This is a genomic window from Corallococcus sp. AB038B, assembly GCF_003668955.1.
GTDB lineage: Bacteria > Myxococcota > Myxococcia > Myxococcales > Myxococcaceae > Corallococcus > Corallococcus exiguus.
In genome coordinates this window covers 2,503,201-2,521,952 of record NZ_RAWO01000001.1, presented here as the reverse complement: position 1 = coordinate 2,521,952, position 18,752 = coordinate 2,503,201, and the positions used below count along the sequence as shown (strand labels likewise).

Here is an 18,752-nt window from a genome sequence, read left to right as displayed (position 1 = left end):
GTTTCCTATCGCCCTGCCCACGGGTTCAAGTACCGTACTCCTCGACACTGAGAAGGGCCTATAGCCGAAAGGTTCTGGGCTCTTCGCTTTTTTCGGCCACTCTCCTGGCTGCATCACGCGGTTCGGGCCTGGATTGTCCCCCTTCCCCCGAAGTTCAATCCCGGGCGATGCGGACGAACGCTTTCGATTCCAACCGGGGCGCATGGCCGAGGTGGCTCGCACCCGTGCTGCTCCTGGCCTTCGTGGGCTGTGCCGAGCCACGGCGATTGGAACCACCCGAGGCTCCGCTCGGTGCGTTCAACTTCACGCTGGAGTCGCGGCCAGTCGCCGCGCAGGTGGAGCTGCTCGACTCGCTTGGCTACTCCGGGGTGACGTTCTTCTGGCCGGGCCGCGAGGCCTTTGACAGCTATGCCCGCCAGCCCGCGGTGGAGTCCGGGCGGGTGCATCTTCCCGCCGTCCTCTTCGGCCTGCCCTTCGACACGGCCTGGGACCGTGAAGAGCTGAACGGGATTCTGGCGACGCTCGCGCCCAGGCGGACCGCGCTGTGGCTCATCCTGAACGGTCCTCCTGACGCGAAGGCGGCCATGGTCGCCTCGGTTCGTGACGTGGTGGACCTGGCCACCGCGCACGGCGTGGACGTCGTCCTGTACCCGCACGACGGCGAGGCCATCGAGAACGTCGAGGAGTCACTCGCGCTGATGGCCGCGGTCGACCGTCCCCGCTTGAAGACCTCGCTCCACCTCTGCCACGAGCTCAGGGCGGGAAACCGCGACCGGCTGGCGGAGGTCATCACCACCGCCGCCCCCCAGCTCGCCCTCGTGAGCATCCACGGCGCCGCGCGCGAGTTCGACCCCAACGCCTCCACCTGGCCCGAAGTCATCCAACCGCTGGACCGGGGCAGCCTCGACGTGGGGACCGAATACCTGCTCCCCCTGCACCGGGCCGGCTACGAAGGCCCCGTGATGCTCCACACCTTCGGCATCGAGGACCCACCGGAGGAACACTTCCGCCGCTCGATGCAGAAGTGGCGTGAGCTGTCGCGCCTGGCGGGTCCCGGCTGAGGGTCGCTGCCCCTCAGGGGCAGATCCACCGCTTGTTCGAACAGCTGCAGGTGGCGGTCCTGCAAGTGCTTCCGTCGAACCAGGAGCACGCCGTCGTGCTGCCGTTATTCCCGCACTTCACGAAGTTCAGGGCGTCGCAATCCGGTGCGATACACGTACAGCTCCCGTCGGAGCACACCGCGGCCTCGGAGGTGCCCACGGGCGTGGGGCTTGAGTCGCGGACGTCGCCACAGGCCACCAGCAGCAGCCCGGACAGCAAGGACAGCAGAGCGGACTTCTTCATCTGGGTTCGCATGGCTTTACGCTCCTCTTTCAGAAAGAGCGTACTCGCATTGCCTTGTCATGGGAAACCCACGGTGGCGATGCGTAGGGAGGAATTGAGCCTGGAGCCCGTGCTATCCCTGAGTCATGCCCCCATCCCGCGGCCAGCTCACCGGAGAAACGTCCATGCGCATGTCATTGATTCGGGGTCTCGTCGTGGCGGTGATGTCCTGGGGCGCGTCCGCGTCCGCGCAAACGAGCTTCTCCCTCACCCCACCCTGCGCACCGGGGCTCTGTGGCGCGTCGCGCCTGGGTGCGGCGGCCATGAAGCCGGCGGGCGCGGTGGGAGATTCGCAGTACATCGAAGTGGATGTCGCGGCGACGCAGTTGCTGCAGTCCAGCAGCGAGCACATCGCCATCAGCGGCTTCGCGAACGGCCAACCCTTCATCTCCAGCGGTGCGTTCGGCACCAACGCACCGAACGGTGGCATCGGCATCGCGCTGGGGCGCATCGACACCGCGTCGCACCCGAGCTGCCCCGCGGACCCGTCGGACTCGAAGGTGGAGTTCGCCATCGAGCGGTTCGCATGGAATGACATCTACGGGTCGGACATCCGGCACTGCGTGTCGTTCGACAAAGCGGCGCTGAACGGCGTATGGAAGCTGCGCATTGGCATCTACGTGTCGTGCGTGGGCACGACGTGCAGCGCGTCCGCGTCGCTGGAGGATCCAGTCACCTTCGTGCAGTTCGGCGCGGTGTCCAGCAGCGGCATCGCGCTCGCGAACCCGAACACGGCACGCCGGCCCTGGTACGCGGTCACCCACTTCGCGGCCGAGCCGTTCAACTACAGCGCCACCTTCTGGGTGCGCTCGGAGTCTTACAACTCCTACTAGATCTGGGTCTCACGCTTCACTGGAACAAAAGGAGAAGGTCCATGGACGCAAGAACAGAGAGTGAACCCGTGAAGAACGTCACCACGACGGAACGGAAATCCGAGCGCGAGTTCGTCGTCACGCGAACCGTCAACGGCCCGGCGCGCATCATTTTCGAGGCGTGGACCCAGCCCGAGCTGCTCAAGCGGTGGTGGGCACCGAAGTCGTTTGGGATTTCCTTCATTTCCTGCGAGGCCGATGTCCGTGTCGGGGGCACGTACCGTTTCGTGTTCGGCCACCCTGCCGCGGAGCAGCCGATGGCGTTCTTCGGTAGGTACATCGAAGTGACGCCGCACTCGCGCCTCGCCTGGACGAATGAGGAGAGTGCCGAGGGGGCCGTCACCACGGTGACCTTCGAGGAGAAAGACGGCAAGACACGGGTCGTCGTGCACGACCTCTATCCCTCGAAGGAAGCTCTCGACGGTGCCATCGCCTCCGGGAGCACCTGTGGGATGGTCGAGACGTTCGAGCAGTTGGACGAGCTACTCGTCGCCCTGGGCGTCTAGAGGCCTTCACCGCGGCCACACAGAGCGGGTCGAAATGTGTTGATGATGGGCCCATGTCGCCGCCCCCGGCCCATCCCTCCCTGACCTCTCTCGTGCCCCCACCGGGCGAGCTTCTTCGCACGCAGAGAAAAGCGGGCCAGTCCGCCGTGGTCGGTCTGATGCTCCTCTGGTGCGCCGCCTTCGTCAGTCCCTTCGTGACCTACCAGGCGGACGTGAAGGCAGCGGAGGGCGAGCTCCTCGTTCACCTGTCGGACCGCGCGGGCCTCCAGGCACAGGCACTGGGCGCGCATCTCGGACTGCTGCGCTCGGAGCTGCAACGGCTGGCGGAGCACCCGTCACTCAGACCCGAGGATGGAGCAGGAGGACCCGAGGTGGCGCTGCTCGAGAACGCCTTCGGCCACACGTCCCTCTTCTCGGCGGGAGTCGCGCTGGTGTCAGCGAACGGCCAGCGCATCTGGAGCGACCCGGTGAACATGCCGCTCGGGCGCACACCGCTCACCTCCCGCCCGTGGTTCCGGCGGATGGTGGAGAAGCGGGCCGCGTCGGTCGGACTGCTGGACGAGGAAGGCGGCGGCCTCATCGCGGTCGCGGTCCCCATCGTGCGCGACGACCGCGTCGTGGGACTCCTCGTGGGCGAGCTCGCGACGGCGAGCGAGCTGCTCCCGGTCCATCGCGGGACGAACGAGTCCATGGTCGCGCTGCTCGGCGAGCGCGGCCGGCTCCTCCTCCCGGCAACGCCCCCGCCACTCCTGCGACAGCCGGAGCTCGCCGCACACCTTCGCCCGCTGGTGGAGACTCCCGGGGCCATCACGCTCGGAGGCACGCGGCTGCTCGGCGCGGCGGCGCTCGTTCCCGGCACCGAGATGCTGCTCGCCGTGCTCGAGGACGAGGCGCGGGACCGCGCGCTGCTCAAGCGCCGCTACCTGGGCCAGCTCGGCTTTCACACCGCGCTGCTCGGCGGAGTGCTCCTGCTCTTCACGGTGCTCCTGCGCCGCTCCTACCGTTCGCTGATGGCCGCCGAAGAACAATTGCGGCGCCAGGAGACGATGGCGGCGCTCGGCACCGCCTCCTCGCTCATCGCCCACGAGGTGAAGAACGCGCTCAACAGCATGCAGGCCGCGCTCAGCATGATTCGCGCGAAAGGAGGAGAGACGACGTTGCCAGTCCAGGCGCTGCGTTCCCAGGCGGACCGGCTCGGCCACCTCGCCCGCTCCTTGCTGAGCTTCGCCTCCCCCCAGTCCACGCAGCGGCGCAGCTGTGAGATGCACCTGCTGGTCCAGGACGCGCTTCAAGCCGTGCGGCTCCTGCCGGAAGCAGCGGATGTCACCATCGAGACCACACTGCAGGAGGGACTCTTCGTGAAGGGGGACCCGACGCTGCTGGTCTCCGCTGTCGACAATCTCATCCGCAACGCCGTCGAAGCCGGGGCCGTGGCTCATGACACAGGCCAGCAGCCGACGCCTCGCGTCGAGGTCCGGATCCTTCGCGAAGACGGAGAGGTGGTGCTCGTCGTGGAGGACAACGCGGGAGGAGTGCCCCCGGCCTTCGAGCCCAGGCTCTGGGAGCCATTCGCGGTGGGCCGTTCGAGGGGGATCGGGCTCGGGCTTCCGATGGTGCGCACGGCCATCCGCGCGCATGATGGCGGAAGCGTTTCCTATACACGCGTGCCCGGAGGCAGCCGCTTCACGGTTCGCCTTCCGCTTGAGAAAATGGCCTCATGAGCACCTCCCTGCTGCTCGTCGATGACGACAGGACCTTCTCCTCGCTCGCGGCGTCCATGCTGAGCCAGGAGGGTTTTCGCGTCCGGGTCGCGCGCTCGCTACATGAGACCCGCGCCGCGCTCGCCGCAGAGGCGCCGGACCTCGTGCTGCTGGACCGGAGGCTGCCGGACGGAGATGGGCTCGTCTTCCTGCCCGAGCTGCGGGCCCAGCTTCCGGGGACCGTCGTGCTGATGGTGACCGCGCACGGAGATATCGAGAGCGCCGTCGAAGCCATCCGCGCGGGTGCTCGCGACTACCTGAGCAAGCCGGTCGAGATTGACGACCTGGTGTTGCGCGCACGCCGCGCGGCAAGCGACCTCCAGCTCCAGGAACGGCTGCGCCAGGCGGAAAGCGTCCTTGAAGGACGGCATCGGATGGCGGAGCCCCGCTCGCCAGCGATGCAGCGAACCCTCCAGATGCTGGAGCGGATCGCCACCACTCCGCGAAGCCCCGTCCTGCTGCTCGGGGAGACCGGCACCGGGAAGGCGGTGCTCGCCCGCCACCTCCACGCCCTGCGCCAGAAGCAGGGCGCCTTCGTGCAGATCAACTGCGCCGCGCTCCCGGACACGATGATGGAGAGCGAGCTCTTCGGGCACGAGCGCGGCGCCTTCACGGATGCGAAGACGGCGAGGCGCGGGCTCGTGGAGCTCGCGAGCGATGGGCTCCTCTTTCTCGACGAGGTGGGTGAGCTGCCGCTCGCGCTCCAGGCGAAGCTGCTCACGTTTCTCGACAAGGGGGCCTTCCGGCGACTGGGTGGGACGACGGAGCTCACGAGCACCGCGCGCATCGTGGCGGCCACCAACAAGAACCTCGAAGCAGAGGTCGCCGCCGGGCGCTTTCGCGAGGACCTCCTCTTCCGGCTGAGCGTGTTCCGGGTGGACGTGCCCCCCTTGCGCGAGCGTCGCGAGGACGTGCTGCCGCTCGCACGGACGCTCGTGCAGGAGCTCTCCTCGGAGCTCGGCCGTCGCCCGGTCCCCTTCTCTCCCGCCGCGGAGGAGCGCCTGCTCAGCTATCCGTTCCCCGGCAATGTCCGGGAGCTGCGCAACGTGCTGGAGCGAGCGCTCGTGCTCGAAGGCGGGCCCGCGCTCGAGCTGCAGTCGCTCGCCAAGGGAGGCGGCGCGCCGGCCGCGGTCGACCCCAACGCATTCTCCGTGTCAGGCCCACCCCGGTCGCTCGATGAAGTGGAGCGGCTCTATGTGCGCCACGTGCTCGAGCAGCTCGGAGGCAGGCGCATGGAGGCGGCCCGCGCACTGGGTCTTTCCTATCCGACCTTCCTCCGCCGTCTGGAGGAGAACCCGCCCTCGGAGTGAAGGACTTTAAAATTCGTTCATCGTCCGGGCCGCGGGCTTCAAGTTTCTTTCATCGCCTGCTCTTGAAGCGCCACGCCCCCGACGGGAAGTGCCCGGGACGGGCTGGCACAACGATTGCGTAGCCCCCCCTGTCACGTCGAGCCCGGGCTGAGGCCCGGCGGATGACAGGGGAGCTCAAGCAATGACTTCGGATGTAAAGGCAGCAGAGGCGAAGCCGTCGTTGAAGGCGATCCTCGCTTCGGATTTGCCAGCTTCGCTGGTGGTGTTCCTGGTGGCCCTGCCCCTCTGTATGGGCATCGCGCTCGCCTCGGGAGCGCCCATCATGGCGGGCCTCATTGCCGGCGTCGTGGGAGGCCTGGTGGTGGGCCTCATGGGTGGCGTGCCGCTTCTCGTGAGCGGCCCCGCGGCGGGCCTCGCGGTGATGGTCTTTGGCTTCATCCAGCAGCTGGGCTTCGCCGTGACGTGCGCGGCGGTGGCCGCGGCGGGACTCGTGCAGGTGGCGCTCGGCGGCCTGAAGGTGGCGCGTTCGGCGCTGGCCATCTCGCCGGCCGTGATCCACGGAATGCTCGCGGGCATCGGCATTCTCATCGTGCTGGGGCAGGTCCACATCGTCCTGGGTGGCTCTCCGCAGAGCAATGCCTGGAACAACCTGCGGGAGCTGCCCGGGCAGGTGCTGAACCTTCATGGAGCGGCCACGCTGCTGGGCCTGATGACGCTGGGAGTCCTCATCGCGTGGGGGTTCCTGCCGAACGGGCGGCTGAAGAAGGTCCCGGGGCCGCTGGTGGCGGTCGTGGGCGGGACCGTGGTCGCGGCGGTGATGAACGCGGACGTGGCGCGGGTGCAGCTGGCGGCGGATGCGCTGTCGGCCATCAAGCTGCCGGCCCTTCCGGAAGGCTCCATGTGGGGCGCCTTCTTCGTGGCCGTGCTGTCCCTCGCCGTCGTGGCGAGCGCCGAGTCGCTCCTGAGCGCGGTGGCGACCGACAAGCTCCACACGGGCCCGCGGGCGAACCTGGATCGCGAGCTGCTCGCGCAGGGCGTGGCGAACACCCTCTCCGGTCTGGTCGGCGGTCTGCCCATCACCGGCGTCATCGTGCGCAGCGCGGCGAACATCAACGCCGGCGCGAAGACGCGCTGGTCCGCGGTGCTTCACGCGGTGTGGATGCTCGCCTTCATCACGCTGCTGGGGAGTCTGGCGGCGTACGTGCCCCTGACAGTGCTCGCCGGCCTGCTCGTGCACGTGGGCCTGAAGCTCGTGAACCTCGCCCACATCCGGGAGCTGCGGCACCGCGGTGAGCTGCCCGTGTACCTCATCACCGTGGCCGGCGTCGTGGGCATCAACCTGCTCGCGGGCATCGGTCTGGGACTCGGCGCGGCCATCCTCCGGCTCCTGTGGCAGCTCGGCCAGGTGCGCGTGGAGATCCGCGCCGCCAATGGCGTTCACCAGGTCTGCATCAGCGGAGCGCTGACGTTCGTCGGCGTGCCGAAGCTGTCGACGGCGCTCGCGAAGGTTCCCGCGGGCTCCCGGGTGGAGGTGGACGTGGCGGTGAACACGCTCGACCACTCCGGCTTCGAGGCGCTCGAGAGCTGGGCGGACACGTATCGCAAGACGGGCGGCACCGTGAGCATGGAGCCGCTCGAGGATGTCTGGACTCGACGCAGCGCGCGTGCGGCCCCCACTTCAGGGGCTGCCGCTCCATCCCATTCCTCCCCCGTTCATCACGTTTCGACTCTCTCCCCCGGAGGTGTGCAGTGAAGAAGCTCATCAGAGGCCTGCTCGATTTCCAGCGCCACACCTTGCCCTCGTACCGGGCGACCTTCGCGCGGCTCGCGAAGGGGCAATCCCCCGACTGCCTCTTCATCAGCTGCTCGGACAGCCGCGTGGTGCCCAACCTGCTGGTCTCCACGGATCCCGGTGACCTCTTCACCGTGCGCAACGTGGGCAACCTCGTTCCGCCGGCCAGGCCCGGTGGCCAGCCCTCGGCGGACCGCGGGGAGGCGGCGGCCATCGAATTCTCCCTGGGCTTCCTGCCCATCGAGGACGTCGTGGTCTGCGGACACTCGAGCTGCGGCGCGATGAAGGCCATCCTTGCCGGAGGCGCCGTGGACGGCGCACCGAACCTCGAGCAGTGGCTCGCGCACGGAAGGCCCTCGCTCAAGGCGCTGCGGGAGAAGAACACCCAGGTGGGCGAGGGGCTGCCCGACGCGGATCGCCTCTCCCAGCTGAACGTCCTGGAGCAGCTGGAGCACCTGAAGACCTACCCCATCGTGCGCGACCGGCTCGCGGCGGGAACGCTGCGGCTGCACGGCTGGTGGTTCGACATCGGGGCGGCCCAGGTTCACGCCTACCGGGACGACCTCGGCCGCTTCGTGCCCATCGACGAGACCGAGGGCGACCGCATCCTGACGTCGCTGACGGACGAGCCGCCCGCGCTCCGCGCCGTCCAGTAAGGACAGCATCGAGCCTCGGCGCACGCCGGAGGCCACGGGTTCAAGTCCCGTACTCCTCGCCACTGAAAGCCCAGCAAGCCTACGGGGTTGCTGGGCTTTTGTTTTTTCTCAGGCAGCAAATATGGCCTGAGCGCCAGGTGTCACCCCTCTTAGGGAGGAGCGCCATGGCTCGGACGACGGCGCGCCCCGTAGCCACCCGGGAGGTGAAGGTCGACAGTGGGAGGCGGCGCTGTGAAGCGTGCGGCACACGGACGCGAGCGGCCAATCCCATGCGCTCAAGACTCGCGATCCGTTTGGCCGACCCGCTTGCGGTCCATGACCCCGGTCCCTGACACTTTGCTCTCCTCGGAGGTGTCTCTCCCAGGGGGCGTGGATGCGAATGACGCGAAGTGGGGGTGTCTGGCTGTGGCTGCTGTTGCCGGTCGCCGCATGGGCCGAGGACGGCCCGGAAGTGCCGCCCGTGGAGGAGGAACGGCGCCCACGGGACGAGGCCTGGCGCAACCTGCTGCGCGTGGAGGCGACGACGCTGGCCTTCCTGCCGCACGCGGGCGTCGGCGCGGACGAGGGCTTCCTCCAGGTGGAGCCGACCCTCATTCTCGACGGAGGCGAGGACTTCGGCCTCAACCTGGGCACGCCCGTGCGGTTGCGCCTCTGGGGTGGTGGAGGGGCCGCGGGCTTCGTGCGACGCGAGGACTGGGACAGCCTCTCGGACTTCGGGCAGGTGGTGCGCGGCCTCAAGCTGGGCTCGAACGACGCGCCCGTCGGCGTCTGGTTTGGCGCACTGGAGTCCTACAGCCTGCTGTCCGCGCACCTCGTGCGGCGCTACTCCAACCGAAGCAATCCCGACTACCACCCAGCGGGCGGATTCCTCACGGGCACGCTGGGGCCCCTCTATACGCAGGCGTTCGCTTCGGACGTGCTGGGCGCGCGCCTCATGGGGGCGGAAATCGCGCTGGACCTGGAGCACGTCCTCTTCGGCCAGCCCCGCGCGCAGGGCCGCTACACGCTGGCCTTCTCCGCCGTGCATGACTGGGGGAAGGCCGGAGGTCGCGCGCCTCCGGTGACGCTGGCGCACCTGGACGCAACCGCCGTGGTGGTGGTGCGGCCGGGCTTCGAGGCGCACCTGCTTGCCGGTTGGGGAGGACGGCCCGGTGCGGGCGGCGCATGGGGGGCGGTGGTAGGCGCGGGCGCGGATGCGGTGACACCCACGCTGGACATGCGGCTGCGGTTGGAGGTGCGCAGGCAGCATGGCGGCTTCCGACAGGGCTTCTTTGGCCCGGACTACGAGCTGGCGCGCTTCAACGCGGCGGGGCTGGAGGGAGTGCCACTGGAGGAGGCCCACTTCCCGGACGGGTACTCGACCTATGGCGAGGCGGAGGTGGGCTGGGACGCGGTCCGCTACGGCGGCCTCTCCAAGCACCTGAAACTATCGCTGGGCGCGGAAGTCTTCTCGTGGGGCCGCTTCGACATGGACGGGCGCGTGGCGGTGCAGCTCTTCGCGCGCAGCGTGGAAGTGGCATTGAAGGGGCTGGGCGTGGGCATGGGGCAGCCCGGTGCGCGCTACCTTGGGGCCGCCGAAGTCCGCTGGCGATTTCTGGGTGGGAAGTTCTACGCGATGGGGACGGGCGGCACGCTGCTCTTCCCCACGCCGGAGGGGATGCTGCGGCCGGGGGCGTTCGCCTCGGTGGGCCTGGGGGTGGACAATGCGCGCTGATGCCCTGGTGCTGGCCCTGGTTCTGATGGCCACGGGATGCGCCTCCGTGTCGCAAGCGCCTGGGCGTGGCCGAAACTTGAGCTACGCACCGCGCGAAGCGTCGTCGCCCACCTGGGGGCAACCCCCGAGCGATGAGTCCCCGCGCGCACAGAACTTCCCCCCGCGCGCTCTTGCTGAGCCCGAGCAACGGCTCCTGCGCCGCCAGCAGCCGCGTGACGACGTGACCGCCGTGGGAGACAGCGCTGTCGGGGGCGGGGGCCGGAGCAATGCATTGACTCGGCAGGCAGTCTTCGACGCGACGAAAGACGTGAAGGGCTCCTTGCGTAGCGTCGAGGCCGCGTTCACCAAGTTGGCGGCCCGCCCTCCAGACCTCTGGGGCTTCAGCCTCACCGGTGTCTTCACGCGCTACCTAGACCAAGGAACCAAGCAGGTGACGTGGCTTCATGGCGCGCTTGGGAGCGCCACGGTGTTGACGGAGGCGGCCTCGGAAGTTGGCGACACGGACATGGAGTTGGGTCTGCTTCGCATGACAGGGCCGAAGCTCCAGGCAGCTCAATTCGGAACGCTCCTGCTGACCATCTGGGTGGACTTCCTGCACCTCGCTGACGCCATTCTCAGAAACTGTCCGATGTGCAGCGTTGAGAAGCTCTTCACGGACCTTCATCGCGTGCAGGGGTTGATGGAGCCCACGTTGACGGACCTCGCCTCACTGGATCCGGAGCGGGTGGAGGCGGCGACCACCGCGATGCCCGAGCTGATGGGGAAGCTGACGCGTGAATTCGACACGCTCCAACGGGAGACCCGCGAGACCCTGAAGCTTGGCGGGCAGGTCATCGCGGCGATGCAGGCGGTGGAGATGGTCACGATGATCTCCACGATGAAGATGGCCATGCCACGCGTGCCGCCTTCGGCCCCGATGACGCTTGGCGTGGGCCTGGCAATGAGCTCAGGCGGCGTCATGGTGGGCTCGCGGATTGTCGTCTCCGCCGAGTGGGTGGAGATGATGCGAAGGCTCGTTCAGGCGGGCGTCATCTCCGTGCCTGCCGTCGGCGCGGCCGTCCTCATTCAGGGCGGACAGGTCACGATGGCCCAGGCGCACCAGGACCTACCCAAGGGCGTGCGCGAAGCGCTGGGGGACAGTCCCGAGGTGCGCGGCATGCACGTCACGGGAAAGGCGGGGGCGGGCATGTCCGAGGCCCCCAAGCACCACGTCCTGCCGAAGGAGCACCGCGAGTGGTTCGAGCAGCGCGGCTTCAAGGGCGACATGGACATCGACCAGTTCTGTGTCCGCCTGGAGCAGGCCCACCACGAGGCGATTCACGGAGGGGGAAACTGGAAGCTGGGGCGCATGTGGCCCGACGAGTGGAACAGCAGGATTATGCGCGCGCTCCAAGATGCTGAGGTCAGCGCCGGGAGGCCGTTGACGCGAGATGCGATCCTCAAGATCGTCGGTAGGAATATGAAGGCCTACGATATTCCAATGAACTTCACTCCCGGGAGAAGCCGATGACCGATGGACGCTCGTGGCAGGGGAATTGGATCGCCCGCCTGTATGAGCGCATCCGTGAGCGGGGGTACGACTCGGTCACCGCCTTTGCTGAAGATCGCCCTACGGCATCACTCGTCGCTCTTGCAGAAGAGCTTGGCCCGGACGACGTTGCTGGCGTCCAGGTGTTCAAAGGGTTGGTCGCTGAGGCTGAGCGCAGCAAGAAGCTCACTCGATTGGCTCGCGGACAGCTTGTTCGCGAACTGTCGGATGTCCTCCCCAACGGCTGGCCAGCTGTGCTGGATGATGATGCCCGCCTGGAGGTCGCGATAGCACTCGGCCAATGGTCGGCATACACCCCGGAACCCCTCGTGGAGCGTGTAAGGAGTGCTAGCGGCGCGCTCCTCGCCAATCCGCCCCCAGCCGGCTGGCGTCCGCTCAGTCCTGACGACGAACTGCTTCGGATGCTCCTTCCCGACGAGGAAGCTTGACCGGAAGCGGCGACCGGTCATCCAGTGAGGACCAGCCGGCTGCAGGCATACGCCGGTGGGACAGCGCCCTCGCGCAGCGCACGGCACATCCCCAGGGCCGTGAGCGCCACCCGGGGGCGGCCTTCACGCTGTTGTAGACGCGTTCCAGGTCCTTGCCGGATGCGCCAGCGGCGGCCTTTCAGAGCGTCCCGGCCACCACGGCGAAATGGGGCTCGGCCGCCAGGAGCGCCCCCGTGAAGCCTGGAGGCGGCGGCGCGCATCCGACGCAAAGCAGCCCCAGGAAAGGCGTGTGGCGATGCCGGAGCGCCCCTGGGCCCGCCCCGACCCGGTGGGCCTCCGTTTCTCTCAGACAATGAGTCTGGGTCCGCTCCGCCGAACCATGTGTTTCATGTGAATAAATGCACGAACGGTGCGTGGAGAGGGCACGGCGGCGAGAGCGCACAGCGCACCGGCCGCACCGAACCCGTTTCCCACCAGGACTTCACATGAATCGCATCGTCCGTGCCGCGCTCGTTTCGTCCCTGTTCGTTTCGTCCGCCAGCTTCGCGCAGGACGCGGAGTTCAACATGCAGGTGGACATCAATGATCAGGACATGCCCTCCGCGCGCATCAAGATGAAGACGACGACGAACGTCGATGGCGAGGAGACGACCACCGTGAAGGTGCGCGGCGGCGGCGCCCGGATGGACGTGCAGATGACGGGTGGAACGACGGAGTCGGAGAGCTACTCGGAGACGCGGACGACGGAGACGCGGCGGGAGCCCCGGATGCACTCGCGCCCGGAGATGCCGGTGGCCGCCGAGGCCGCTCCCTCGCACCGCGACTGTGGCACGCGTTCGGACGAAGGCTGCATGATGCGGCGGGATGGGCAGTACCCGATGGACGCCTCCACCTGGAGCGGCTTCTACCAGTCGCTCAAGAGCGAGAACAACGAGATCGTCCGCCAGGAGAAGGCGGACAAGATGCTCAAGCGCGTCTACCTGACCGCGATGCAGTTCGGCATGGTGCTGGACCTGTTCAAGAATGAGATTGTCCGCCTGGACGTCGCGCGCATCGCCGCGCCGCACGTGGTGGATCCGCAGCACGCGCTGGGCTTCTCCTCCAAGTGGCGCAACTCCATCAGCGGCAGCGAGTACACGGACATCATCACCCAGTAGTCCCAAGCAGCCCCGAGCGTCTCGGGCGCATCACCGCCCGAGACGCTCCGGTGGAAGGACAGACATTTTGGGCCAAGGGTTCGGGACTTCACGTTGACCCCTCCCCGGCGTCTGGGGCGGTCCTCACGTTAGGCTTGTCCCCATGACAAACAGGCACCGCGTCTATCTGGTCCCCGGCTTCTTTGGCTTTACGCAGATGGGTGACAAGGAAACGGAGCGCATCGCCTACTTCCAGAACGTCCCCCGTCTGCTCGAGCAGCGGTTCCAGGAGCGCGGCATCGATGCGCGGGTGCATGCCATCGCCTCCGCCCCCACCGCCGGGCTGGAGGCGCGGGCCCGCGGCGTGTTCCGGGAGATGGCACGGACCGCGAACGAGGACGACGCGCAGCTCCACCTCGTCGGGCACTCCACGGGCGGGCTGGATGCACGCAGCGTCGTCTCACCGCGCATGGCGCGGGAGGCTCCGGACTTCGTGAAGCGCGTGCGCTCGGTCGTGACCATCGCCACCCCGCATCACGGCACCCCGCTGGCCAGCTTTTCCAACCAGGGCGGCGTGGGGAAGACGCTGCTGCGCTACCTGTGGCTCTTCACCTTCCTCACCCTGCACCGCAAGGCCATGCCCTTGCGGACCGCCGCGCTCCAGGCGTGCTACTGGCTCGTCCTGAGGAGCGAAGAGGCGAAGCTCCCGCCCAACCTCTTCAATCAAATCGTCCGGCTGACGGCGGACCTCTCCGAGAACGAGCGCGAGGAGCTCATCCAGTTCTTCAGCCAGGTGGGAGAGAACCAGGCGCTCATCCAGGACCTCATGCCCATCAGCATGCGGGCCTTCAACGCGAGCACGGCGGACCGGGAGGACGTGCGCTACGGCTGCGTCGTCACCGGCGCGCCGCCGCCGAGCCTGTCCTTGCACCTGCTGCTCACCCAGGACGCGCTCCTCCACGGACTCTTCGCCTTCCTGTATGCGAAGAGCGCGCCCCAGTCCCGGGAGCTCCAGATTCCCGTGCGCACGCCGGCCCAGACCCAGGCCCTCCAGGATGTCCTGGGCCGGAGGTTCGAGGCCCGGAGCGACGGCATCGTCCCGAGCCGCTCCCAGGTCTGGGGACAGGTCCTCCACGTCGCGACCGCGGACCACATGGACGTCATGGGTCACTTCGACCAGCCCCCGGAGTACATCAGCTGGCTGAAGTCGGGCTCCCACTTCCAGGAGCCGCAATTCCAGGCGATGTGGGAACGGGTGATTGACTTCACGGTGGGTGACGCCTCCACCAAAGTGGCCCGCGTCGGGTAGAGTCCACGCCGACGACGGGGGGACAATCCAATGGGCATGAAGCCTCCCCCCGGGAACACCTTTCATGCGCCATCTGCTCCTCCTGCTCACCGTCACGTTCATCGCCTGCTCCTCGGACCCCTCGTCCGGACCTGATGCTGGCGAGCCAGACTCCGGCGTGATCTGCGGCCCTGGAAACTGCGCGGGCTGCTGCGACGCCGCCGGTCAGTGCCGCGACGGGATGGAGCACACCGCCTGCGGCATGGCGGGAGCAGCGTGCAATGACTGCCTCACCGCCGCTTGCGTCACCGGTGGGTGTGAGACCCCCGTGGAGTCCGTGGGTGATACCTGCGCCACGCCCTACACGCTCGCGCTGGACGAGGGGAACGCCACGCTCCAGGGCGACCTGCGCCGCTACGCGCCCAACAGGCTCGGCTGCGTCGCGGGCTCGCGCGACGCGGTGTACGCCTTCACGCTCGCGGCCCCCGCGGAGGTGGACCTCTCCGTCGTCTCGCGCACCCCGGGGTTCGAGCCCGTGCTCAGGGTGGGCAACACCTGCGCGCGCCCGGACTGCAATGCCTCCGGATTGGAGCGCTCCCGCTTCGAAGGCGTGCTGGCCCCGGGGACGTACTTCGTCGTCGTATCCACCCGGACCCTCACCGCCGGCGAGTTCGACCTCGCGCTCGGCACCCGGCCGCCGCCCAGCGGGGAGCGCTGCTCGGAGGCCGCCCTGCTTCCGTTTGATTCCCACCGCCAGGCCACCTTCCAGGTGCCGACCGAGGGCCGCGCGGACGACTTCACACTGGACTGCATGGCCTGGTCTCCCGGTCCCGACTCCGTCTACCGCTTCCGGGTGGACCAGCCGAGCGACTTCACCGCGACACTCAGCGACGGCGTCATCTGGGGAGGAAGCATGCTCGCCCTGCGCTCCGCGTGTGACGGAGTGGACCTGGGCTGCGGCCCTGCCCTCTCCGTCGCCGACCTCGCGCCGGGCGAATACCTGCTCTTCGCCGATTCAGCCTTCGACGGGACGAGCAGTCCCCTCACGGTGACGGCACAGCTCACCGGGGCACGCCCCCAGGGCGAGACGTGTGGGCGTGCCGTCCCCATCACGCTTTCAGGCGGCACCGCCCACCTCACCGACACCCTCCGCGGCGCGACGAACGACGTTCCCGAGCGCTGCAGCGACTCCATCAACGCTCCCGACCGCATCTATTCGTTCACCCTGGACCAGCCCATGCTCGTCAACGCCACCGCCACGCGGCTGGGAACGAGCGGCGCGCTCTCCGTGCGCGTACAAGAGGCCCGCTACTGCGGGACGTCCTTTTCGACGGGCTGCCAGTGGGGAGCGACGTCCGCCACCGTCCAGGAGCTGCTCCCCGCGGGCACGTACGTCCTCGTCGTCGAGTCCGCCACCGGCATCGACTACACGCTCGACGTGAGCGCGGTGCCCCCACCCGAGGGGGAGTCGTGCGCCAACCCTGTCGGCTTCGACCTTCCCGCGGGGGGCGGCACGCTCACGCATCAGGCCAGCACGCGGGGCAGCTCGCAGGAGAACTACGTCTATGAATGCCTGGGCGCCAACCTGCTCGACCTGCCCGACCGCGTCTACAGCCTCACGCTCACCGATCCGCATTCGAACCTGGTGGTGACGGCCACCGCGACAGGCGCGAACAACGAGGCCCCGGCCCTGCTCCTCGTGACGGATTGCCTGGGCACCACGCCCGTGGTCCAGAACTGCGAGTCGACGGTCCAGGCCTCGCGCGTCCTGCGGAAGACGGCCCTCCCCGCGGGCACCTACTTCCTCTGGGTGAAGAGCCCGAATGAGGCCGGCACCGACTACCGCCTGGACGTCTCCGCGACGCCGACCCCGGAGGGCGACACCTGCGCGGTCGCGACCCCGGTGACGCTTTCCGGAGGGCCCGCGGGCGGCTTCGCCACGCTCACGGGGACGACCGTGGGAATGTCGGACGACCTCCGCGACTGCGACCCGGCCAGCACCGCCTCCTTCCCAGAGCATGTCTATTCGCTCACGCTCGACCGCGAGCTGGACGTGAAGGTGAAGATGACGCCCGCGCAGGCCTCGGCCCGGGGCATGGTGTCGCTCGCCGACGCCGCGTGCCAGGTGTCCCAGAACGTGTGCGGGCAGCCAGGGGCGGACGGGGTGACGACCCTGCGAGCGGGAAGCCTCAAGGCCGGCACCCACTTCTTCTCGGTCGACCATCCCTCTGGAGGCCCGGACGCCTATTCGCTCGAGTTCTCCGCGACCCCACATCAGCCGGGAGAGACCTGCGCGAATCCGCGCCCGCTGGTGTTCTCCGAGGGCGGCGCGGGAGGCACCGCGGTCCTCGCGTTCGACGCGCGTGACTTCTTCGATGAGCCGTTCTCCGACTGCTCCGTCGACGGGGCGGACGCGTACTTCACGTTCACCACCGACCGCGTGCTGGACCTGTACGTGGACGTGTCGCACGACGAGTCCAAGGGTGCGCCGCTGCTGTCGCTCATCCGGACCTGCGGCGAGAGGCTCTCCTGCCAGCCGGTCTCCCTGACCACGGGTCCATTCGGACGGGGCAGCCTGCAGCCGGGCACGTACATCCTCGCCGTGGACTTCATGTTCGCGCAGTCGGAGAGGCCCGTGACGATTCAGGCCTTGCTGACACCGCCCACCCCCGGTGACACCTGCGCGCTCGCCCTCCCGCTCGGTCTTCCCCCGGAGGGAGGCACCACCGTGCTCTCCGGAACCTTCACGGGCGCCTTCGACAACCACCAGGGTGAATGCACGTATTCGGGCCTCTCCGGCGCGGACCGCGTCTACACCTTCACCACCTCCGTGCCGATGAGCTTCATCGCCGAGGCCACCGCGGGCACGAGGGCCCCGACCCTCACCCTGCGCCGAGGCACCTGTGACGGCCCGGAGGCCAGCTGCGCCGTGGGCGGTCTGGCGCGCGCGTCCATCCGCGACGCGAACCTGGCCGCGGGGACCTACTACCTGTTCGTGGACAGGGCCTACGAAGAGACCACGGACTACTCGCTGAAGGTGTCCCTGGGCTCGATACCGGCGGGTGACGTCTGCGCCAACGCGCTCCCCCTGGGCCTGCCGACGAGCGGCCCCGGCCAGGTCACCGTCCAGGGCGACACGGGGCGCTTCTTCCACGACCTGACGCCCTCCTGCGGGGAACCGTACGAGAGGCGCGCCGCGCCGGACACCGTCTATACCTTCACCACCACGGAGCCGATGAACCTGCGCCTTTCCACGAAGGCCCTCACCCCGGGTTTCCGGCCCACCGTGGCGCTGCGCCGGGCGTGTGGCGGCACCGAAACCGACCTGCGGTGCGCGGCGACTCCCTACAATTCGCCCGACACCTGGACGAGCTACCGCGACCTGCCCGCGGGCACGTACTACGTCGTCGTCGACGGCTTCAGCACCGCGTACGTGGGTGACTTCGAGTTGGTGGCGCGCCTGTCCCGGCTGGACCATGCGGAGCCAGGCGAGAGCTGCGCGAATCCGGAGCCGTTGACGCTCTCCCAGGGCGGTTACGGGCGCGCGACACTCACCCGTGTGTTCGGTGACTTTCCTGACCACGAGGGGTGCGGAAGGAGCGATGGCAGCGATGCCGTCTTCGCGGTCACCACCGACCGTCCACGGCGCCTCCATGCCCGCGTCTCGGGCTCGCAGGCGGAGACGCAGCCGGCGCTGTCAGTCCGGCGCGGTCCCTGTGACGACACCGCGTCGCAGCTCGCCTGCATGCTCGCCCAGAACGGCCACTCCCGCGTCTCCACGGACCTGCCCGCGGGCACGTCGTACCTCCTCGTCAAGTCGGGACTGCTCACCCCGGCGGGCACGTTCCAGCTCGACGTGGAGGTCGACGACTTCGGGCCGGGCGACCTCTGCGCGGGCGCCCTCCCCCTGGCCTTCTCGAATGGCGCGGCGGGCGGCACGGCGACCGCCACCTTCAACCCGGCCACGCACGGCTCGGACGCGACGCTGACGTGTGACTCCGGCAGCCGGCCAGACACCTTCTTCACCTTCACCACGGACCGGGTGCTCAACCTGTCGGCCACGCTCCTGCGTCCGAGTTATTACACGGGCGAGCCGTTCTCCATGGGGCTTCTCGCAGGCTGCGGAGGTCCAGAGTTGGCGTGCCGCGGCCCCGACTCTTCCTTGGGCCCGCTGGTGCTCACGCGAAGCGCACTGCCCGCGGGCACCCACGTCCTCGTCGTCCGGGGTGCACTGGGCGCCACCTTGAACCTGACGCTCAATCCCTGAGCGGCGCCGGGACTGTTCACCCAGGCAACGGAGGCGGCGATGCGGGACGGGCGACGGGTGACGTCCCGCCCGTCCCGGCGGAGAGTCACTC

Annotated in this window: 14 protein-coding genes; 13 read left to right on the top strand and 1 reads right to left on the bottom strand. The window is 68.6% G+C overall.

Going from position 1 to position 18,752, the window contains the following annotated elements; all coding sequences use genetic code 11:
• The first annotated feature begins 224 nt into the window (after positions 1-224).
• Positions 225-1,061 (top strand): sugar phosphate isomerase/epimerase, encoded by an 837-nt coding sequence (locus D7Y04_RS10460; protein WP_158627479.1) that lies wholly within the window; start codon positions 225-227, stop codon positions 1,059-1,061.
• Between the two features lie 13 nt (positions 1,062-1,074).
• Here the strand turns inward: D7Y04_RS10460 and D7Y04_RS10455 are convergent, their stop codons facing one another.
• Positions 1,075-1,356, bottom strand: coding sequence for a hypothetical protein (locus D7Y04_RS10455; protein WP_121759106.1), 282 nt, complete (start codon positions 1,354-1,356; stop codon positions 1,075-1,077).
• A gap of 158 nt (positions 1,357-1,514) precedes the next feature.
• On the opposite strand from D7Y04_RS10455, the gene D7Y04_RS10450 reads away from it, so the two are divergent.
• The 12 genes from D7Y04_RS10450 to D7Y04_RS10395 all read left to right on the top strand — a co-directional run bounded on the left by D7Y04_RS10450 (position 1,515) and on the right by D7Y04_RS10395 (position 18,661).
• Positions 1,515-2,216: a hypothetical protein gene (locus D7Y04_RS10450; protein WP_147477074.1), complete on the top strand. Its 702-nt coding sequence runs from the start codon at positions 1,515-1,517 to the stop codon at positions 2,214-2,216.
• Positions 2,217-2,284: 68 nt separating this feature from the next.
• Entirely contained in the window at positions 2,285-2,761 is a 477-nt protein-coding gene (locus D7Y04_RS10445; RefSeq protein ID WP_121759335.1) for an SRPBCC family protein, read from the top strand.
• Between the two features lie 53 nt (positions 2,762-2,814).
• The gene (locus D7Y04_RS10440) at positions 2,815-4,482 is read left to right on the top strand and encodes a sensor histidine kinase (protein WP_121759104.1); all 1,668 of its coding nucleotides are present in this window, start codon (positions 2,815-2,817) and stop codon (positions 4,480-4,482) included.
• The gene (locus D7Y04_RS10435) at positions 4,479-5,831 is read left to right on the top strand and encodes a sigma-54 dependent transcriptional regulator (protein ID WP_121759103.1); all 1,353 of its coding nucleotides are present in this window, start codon (positions 4,479-4,481) and stop codon (positions 5,829-5,831) included. The genes D7Y04_RS10440 and D7Y04_RS10435 overlap by 4 nt, the downstream gene beginning before the upstream one ends.
• Before the next feature lie 181 nt (positions 5,832-6,012).
• Entirely contained in the window at positions 6,013-7,584 is a 1,572-nt protein-coding gene (locus D7Y04_RS10430; RefSeq protein ID WP_121759102.1) for a SulP family inorganic anion transporter, read from the top strand.
• Positions 7,581-8,279, top strand: coding sequence for a carbonic anhydrase (locus D7Y04_RS10425; RefSeq protein WP_121759101.1), 699 nt, complete (start codon positions 7,581-7,583; stop codon positions 8,277-8,279). The genes D7Y04_RS10430 and D7Y04_RS10425 overlap by 4 nt, the downstream gene beginning before the upstream one ends.
• A 373-nt stretch (positions 8,280-8,652) precedes the next feature.
• Entirely contained in the window at positions 8,653-9,993 is a 1,341-nt protein-coding gene (locus D7Y04_RS10420; protein WP_121759100.1) for a hypothetical protein, read from the top strand.
• Positions 9,983-11,503, top strand: a complete 1,521-nt coding sequence (locus tag D7Y04_RS10415; RefSeq protein WP_120599363.1) for a DUF2380 domain-containing protein — start codon at positions 9,983-9,985, stop codon at positions 11,501-11,503. The genes D7Y04_RS10420 and D7Y04_RS10415 overlap by 11 nt, the downstream gene beginning before the upstream one ends.
• Complete coding sequence (locus D7Y04_RS10410) at positions 11,500-11,970, top strand: NUDIX hydrolase (RefSeq protein WP_121759099.1); 471 nt, start codon at positions 11,500-11,502, stop codon at positions 11,968-11,970. Before D7Y04_RS10415 ends, D7Y04_RS10410 begins: the two co-directional genes overlap by 4 nt.
• A gap of 485 nt (positions 11,971-12,455) precedes the next feature.
• Positions 12,456-13,127: a DUF4476 domain-containing protein gene (locus tag D7Y04_RS10405; RefSeq protein ID WP_120599358.1), complete on the top strand. Its 672-nt coding sequence runs from the start codon at positions 12,456-12,458 to the stop codon at positions 13,125-13,127.
• A 142-nt stretch (positions 13,128-13,269) separates the two neighbouring features.
• The gene (locus tag D7Y04_RS10400) at positions 13,270-14,415 is read left to right on the top strand and encodes a triacylglycerol lipase (protein WP_120599359.1); all 1,146 of its coding nucleotides are present in this window, start codon (positions 13,270-13,272) and stop codon (positions 14,413-14,415) included.
• Positions 14,416-14,479: 64 nt separating this feature from the next.
• Entirely contained in the window at positions 14,480-18,661 is a 4,182-nt protein-coding gene (locus D7Y04_RS10395) for a hypothetical protein (protein WP_121759098.1), read from the top strand.
• Positions 18,662-18,752: the final 91 nt, after the last annotated feature.